This is a genomic window from uncultured Abyssibacter sp., from assembly GCF_964000955.1.
Classification (GTDB): Bacteria; Pseudomonadota; Gammaproteobacteria; order Nevskiales; family OUC007; genus Abyssibacter.
This window is the reverse complement of the sequence record NZ_CAXFCL010000017.1, coordinates 1-5,550: the sequence shown is the minus strand read 5'-3', so window position 1 is coordinate 5,550 and position 5,550 is coordinate 1. Positions and strand designations below refer to the sequence as shown.

The following is a 5,550-nucleotide window of genomic DNA, read 5'->3' as shown; positions in this document are numbered from 1 at the left end:
TCAGTGACCAGAGCAATCCTGCGTTGCTGAACCTCGGGGTCAGCGCTACCGGAAACGCGGTGGTCTTCATTATCGATCTGGCGACCGGGATGTACCGTCCGGACGATGCGGGCTATGTCTTCGATACCGGATCGGGCTCCTTCCTTTCGCCCAGCGTGCTGACCAACCCGACGGACCACCCGATCTCCCTATCCTTGCCCGACCTCGGCGATGTCAGCGCGTTGAGCGAGCTGTCGATTCCGTTGGCGCGTCCCAACGGCATTGCCGATGTCGCGCCGGTTGATTTCGACGGCGATGGCATCATCGACCGGCTCTACGCCGGGGACTTGAGAGGTGCGTTGTGGCGCATCGATGTCGACGATCCCGATCCGGCGAACTGGGGCTTCGCGTTCCGTGACGGCAACGAGCCGCAGCCGCTGTTCGATGCCTCGGTTGCCTCTTCCAGCATGCAGCCCATTGCGACCCGTCCTGAAGTCACCTTCCATCCGAGCGGGCAGGGCTACATGCTGCTGTTCGGCACCGGCAAGTTCCATGAGCTGGAGGACCTGACAGCGGAGGGGCTGCCGACGCAGACCTTCTACGGCATCTGGGACAAGTACGATGGCGGCACCACGGCGCCGACGATCGAGGATGCGGACCTGCTCGCGCAGAGCATCGTGGCCGAGGAGACGCAGGAGGCGGACATTGATGGCGATGGTGAAACGGAGTCGGCGACGTTCCGCGTGACCAGCGACAATCTGGCCAACTGGCGCAGCGACACCAACACCGGTGCCGATACGCATCTGGGCTGGAAGCTCGACATGCTGGTGGACGGCCAGGCGGACAACAACGGTGAACGCATCCTCGGCGATCCGCGGCTGCGCAACGGGCAGATTGCGTTCGCGTCGGTCGTGCCGGGCGAATCGCTTTGTCAGTTCGAGGGCAAGTCGTGGTTCTATCGGCTGGATGCGGGTACCGGTGGTCGGACCCTGATCGCGCCGTATTCGAACTACGTGGATGATCTGCCACCTTCGGCCGTGCAGAACGATTCGATCTCCGAGCTGCCGCAGGTGCTGCTGACGCCGACGGGGCAGGAAGTGAACCTGGCGCGTGACGGCGAAGGGGAAATCAACTCCGTGCTGACCGAGCCGGGAGGCTTCGAGCGGCAGCGTGCAACATGGCGGGAGCTGCGATGAAGCAACGCGCTCAGGGGTTTTCGCTGATCGAGGTCATGATCGCCGTTGCGATCGTGGCCATCCTCGCGACCATTGCCTACCCGTCGTACACCAAGTACGTGCAGAAGACTCGCCGTGCGGAGGTCATCTCCAACATGTCGAACATGGCGCAGTGGCTGGAGCGTTGGTACAGCAAGAACAACCAGTACCCCTCCGCCGACAACGCCACCGATGCGGCCGCGGTCAGTTCGGCCACCCATGCGGCCGCGACCAACTGGTACACCGTCGCAATCACGTTCACCGAGACCAATGGGCGCAATACCGGCTACACGATCACCGCGACGGCCCAGAGCAACCAGACGGATGACTCGGAGTCCGGAACGTCATGCTCGACGTTGCAGCTCACCGCGCTGGGGAATCAGACGCCCGCGGACTGCTGGAACTGAGCGGCCCGACGGGTGGCCGGCTTGCCCGTGTCGCCGCTGCCGTGAACACTAGAGGCCCGGACCGATGGTCCGGGCCTTTTTACTTTGTTCATGGCAGGAGGCAGCCCATCGCTCGCGAGCAGTCCGGATTTCGTGTGGGTGTCGATCTCGGCGGCACCAAGATCGAAGCTGTCGTGCTGGACGGTGATTCCGCCATCGCCGTGCGTCATCGCCTGCCGACGCCGCGCGAATCCTATGACGCGATTCTCGACACCATCGCCCAGCTGGTGCGTCGCGTCGAGGGTGAGGTTGGCGAGGCCGGGCTTCCGGTCGGGATCGGGACGCCGGGGAGTCTGTCGCCGGCCACCGGCCGGCTTCGGAATTCCAATACCGTCGTGATGAATGGTCAGCCGTTTGTCGAGGATATTCAGCAACGGCTCGAACGCGAGGTGCGGATCGCCAATGACGCGAACTGCCTCACGCTGTCCGAAGCCTCCGATGGCGCCGCGGCGGGTTGCCGTGTCGTTTTTGGGGTGATCCTGGGGACGGGCTGCGGCGGTGGGGTGGTTGTTGATGGTGAACTGCGCGCCGGCGCCAACGGCATCGGCGGTGAATGGGGCCACAATCCGCTGCCCTGGCCGGCCCCGGATGACCCACGGGAGTCGCCCGGACATGTCTGCTGGTGCGGTCGGCGCGGCTGCATGGAGACCTACCTTTCCGGCACCGGACTGGCGCTGGAGCACCGTCACCGCACGGGCGAAGAGGTGACCGGCCGCGACGTGATCGAACGGGCCGCCGCCGGCGACGAGGCCGCGCTGGCAACGCGCGAGCGCTATGCCTCGCGGCTGGCCAGGGGGCTGTCATCGATCATCAACCTGCTCGATCCCGACGCCATCGTGCTGGGGGGTGGGTTGTCCAACGTCGATTGGCTGTATGCTCGGGTGCCCGAACTGTGGACACAATGGGTGTTCAGCGACGTGATTCACACGCGACTGCTGCGCGCCCGCTATGGAGACTCGTCAGGCGTCCGGGGTGCCGCCTGGCTCTGGCCGAAATCCTGATCAATGTTGAAGCTCTACACAAACTACCGCAGCGTCTCGACGCATCGCGTGCGCATCGCTCTGAACTACAAGGGCGTGCCCTACGATCCCATCTTCGTGGACTCCGATGCCGGCGAGCACCTGAAGATGGAATACCTCTGGCTGAATCCGCAGGGGCTCGTGCCCGCGCTGGTGGTCGATGAAGACCTGATCATCACCCAGTCGTTCGCGATCCTGGAGTATCTCGACGAGCGCTATCCCGAACGTCCGCTGCTGCCGGAGGATGTGCGGCTGAGGGCGAAGATTCGTTCGTTCGCCCAGATTGCCGTCGCGGACATGAATCCGCTGAATATCGTCCGGGTATTCCGCTACATGCGGGATCAGATGTCGGTTCCGTTCGATGCCCGGCGCCAGTGGTTCGAGCACTGGGCGCACAAGGGCTTTGCCGCGATGGAGTGGATGCTGGCGCAGGAGCCGGAGCACGACTACGCCTTCGGCCATACGCCGACGCTTGCCGACGTGTGTCTGGTGCCGCAGGTGCACAACGCGCTGGCAACCCGCCTGGACCTGTCCGACTATCCCAATCTGCGTCGCGTCTACCGCAGCTGTCTGTCGCTGTCGTCCTTCCAGGCGGCCGCGCCGGAGACGCAGTCCGACACGCTGCGCGTGTAGCTCGGACCGCGGTCAGCGTCCGGACGGGCCGTCAAAGCGGCCGCGTCCCACATGGGGCTTGATCTCGCGCGGTTTGAACGCACCCCGCCGGATGCCGATGATGATCAGCAGGCCCGCGAGCGGCAGCCCGAAGATCGTCAGGGCGATCACCATGGCGCCGTCACTGAGCGTGATGCCGGTTGCGCAGGGAACCTCGAAGGACACGTCAGGCAGATCCGCGCGAGAGGCGGTGGCGCAGAAATCGTTGGTGCTGGATAGCTGGTCCTCGCGGACCAGCCGGCATTCCGGACATTGTTCGAAGTAGGTCGGCGGCGCCAGGGTCGGGTAGATCTGTCGTGCCGTGTTGTTCGGCAGCACGTGAAAGAAGTCGCCTTCCGCGTTGCGCTGGATCGAACCCGCGCCCGGGTAGATGTTGAAGTTGTTGACGCGAAATTCGATGGGGTAGGCGACGCGATCGCCCAGAAACCACGCGCAAATGGCCCATAGCAGCAATGCGATGGTGGTCAAGACCGTCCTGAGTTTCATGCTTGCAGCCCAACGCTGAACTTTGGCGGATTCGAGAAAGTATACGCGCTTGTCCAATGTGGCTTTGTCGCGGGAGCGCAGGCGTATACTCCCGCCGCATCGGGCGCAGACCCGGACACACTCGCCAGCGCGGGAGAGACGACTTGGCAAGCAATCGATTCGAACGGCAACGGGCGATGATCGCCTCGCTGCTGGATGAAGTCGGAGATCGGCCTGACGACTTTCGTCAGTTTCTGCATCAGTGCGTGGACCTGGCGCCGCTGGAAACGCTGGAAGCCTGCGGTAGCCGAACGCTGATCCATCTGGCGCAGCAGCTCTACGATGACACGGCGGTCCTCGAAGGGATGTCGGTTTCCATCCTGCCTCCCGATCCGGACAGCGCCATGGCGCGTCTGTCCACCGCCTGCGCCGACCGCCCCTTTCTGGTCGATTCGCTGTCCCTGACCATTCGCGACACCGGCGCATCCATTGACTGGCTGATCCACCCGGTCATGCGGGTGGAGCGGGACGATGCCGGCAGACGGTTGCGCGTGGTGCCGCGGGACGAGCCCGGCGGGCGGGAGGAATCCTACATCCGCATCGTCTTTGACCCGCTCGCCGACCCGGACGCCTATCGAGCCCTCGAACAGCACGTGCGCCGGGTGCTGGCGGATCTGGAGGCGGTCGTGGAGGACTACGTGCCGATGCGTCGCCGCGCGCAGGGCATGATCGCCGAACTGAAGTACCCGCCTCCCGGTTGCGATCAGCAGCAGTTCGCCGAGGCGCAGGCCTTTCTGGAGTGGCTGGACGATGACCATTTCACTTTCCTGGGCTTTCGCGAAACCCGCGTGGTCGAGGGTGGCAATGGTGATCAGCTCGAGTTCGTGCCGAACAGCGGTCTGGGCTTGTTGCGTGATGAGCGTACGCGGGATCTGGATGCGCCCTACGTGGCCCCGCCGGCCGAGTTGCTGAAGTACATCCATTCCTCACGGCTGGTGGTCATCACCAAATCGGCGGCGCGCTCGCACCTGCACCATCCCGACTACATGGACTCGATTTCGCTCAAGCACTACGACGAGCGTGGCGAGGTGGTTGGCACTTACCGTTTCCTTGGGCTGTTCGCGACCAGCGTGTACATCAGTTCGACGTCGGACATTCCGATTGTTCGTCGCAAGCTGGACTATGTGGTCGCGAAGACGCGTCTGCCGGCGGACAGTCACGCGGCCAAGAGCCTGCGGGACGTCATCGAGTTTCTGCCACGGGACGAGCTGTTCCAGAGCGGCGAGGACGAGCTCTACGAGATGGCGCTGGCGATCCGCGCATTGCGCGACCGGCAGCAACTCAAGTTCCTGATGCGCCGGGATCGCTACGGTCGCTTCTATTCCTGCCTCGTGTTCATGCCGCGTGACCGCTACGGCTGGCAGGTGCGCGAGCGCATGGCCGCGGTGCTGCAGGAGGTCTTCGATGCGGTCAGCATCGAGCGCCAGGTGCAGTTCATGCGTGATGGTTTCGCGCGACTGCACTTCATGGTCCGGACACGGACCGGAACCCAGGTCGACGAATCGGTCGCCGATATCGAAGCCCGCCTGCTGCGGGCCACGCGCACCTGGCAGGACGCGTTGCGTGATGCCCTCGGTGTCCGCCTGCCGGCGCAGGAAGTCGCGAGGCTGATGGCGATCTACGGTGACGCGTTTCCGGCGGGTTACACCAGCGCCGTGACGGCGGACGAGGCCGCGGAGGATATCGCCTGGCTGG

General features: G+C 64.3%; 5 protein-coding genes and 1 pseudogene. 5 read left to right on the top strand and 1 reads right to left on the bottom strand.

Annotated features, from left to right (window positions below; genetic code table 11):
* From ABNS06_RS00570 to maiA, 4 genes are all read left to right on the top strand, one after another.
* Positions 1-1,175: PilC/PilY family type IV pilus protein (locus ABNS06_RS00570; RefSeq protein WP_348671948.1), on the top strand; the 1,175-nt coding region annotated here is incomplete at its 5' end.
* Positions 1,172-1,600 (top strand): type IV pilin protein, encoded by a 429-nt coding sequence (locus ABNS06_RS00565; RefSeq protein WP_348671947.1) that lies wholly within the window; start codon positions 1,172-1,174, stop codon positions 1,598-1,600. The genes ABNS06_RS00570 and ABNS06_RS00565, both read left to right, overlap by 4 nt.
* Before the next feature lie 134 nt (positions 1,601-1,734).
* Positions 1,735-2,640, top strand: a complete 906-nt coding sequence (locus tag ABNS06_RS00560) for an ROK family protein (protein WP_348671945.1) — start codon at positions 1,735-1,737, stop codon at positions 2,638-2,640.
* A gap of 6 nt (positions 2,641-2,646) precedes the next feature.
* Positions 2,647-3,291 (top strand): maleylacetoacetate isomerase, encoded by a 645-nt coding sequence (gene maiA, locus ABNS06_RS00555; RefSeq protein WP_348671943.1) that lies wholly within the window; start codon positions 2,647-2,649, stop codon positions 3,289-3,291.
* A gap of 12 nt (positions 3,292-3,303) precedes the next feature.
* Here the strand turns inward: maiA and ABNS06_RS00550 are convergent, their stop codons facing one another.
* Entirely contained in the window at positions 3,304-3,816 is a 513-nt protein-coding gene (locus ABNS06_RS00550) for a hypothetical protein (protein WP_348671941.1), read from the bottom strand.
* Between the two features lie 143 nt (positions 3,817-3,959).
* Here ABNS06_RS00550 and ABNS06_RS00545 point away from each other — a divergent pair.
* Positions 3,960-5,550, top strand: a pseudogene (locus ABNS06_RS00545) (hypothetical protein); the annotation flags it as partial.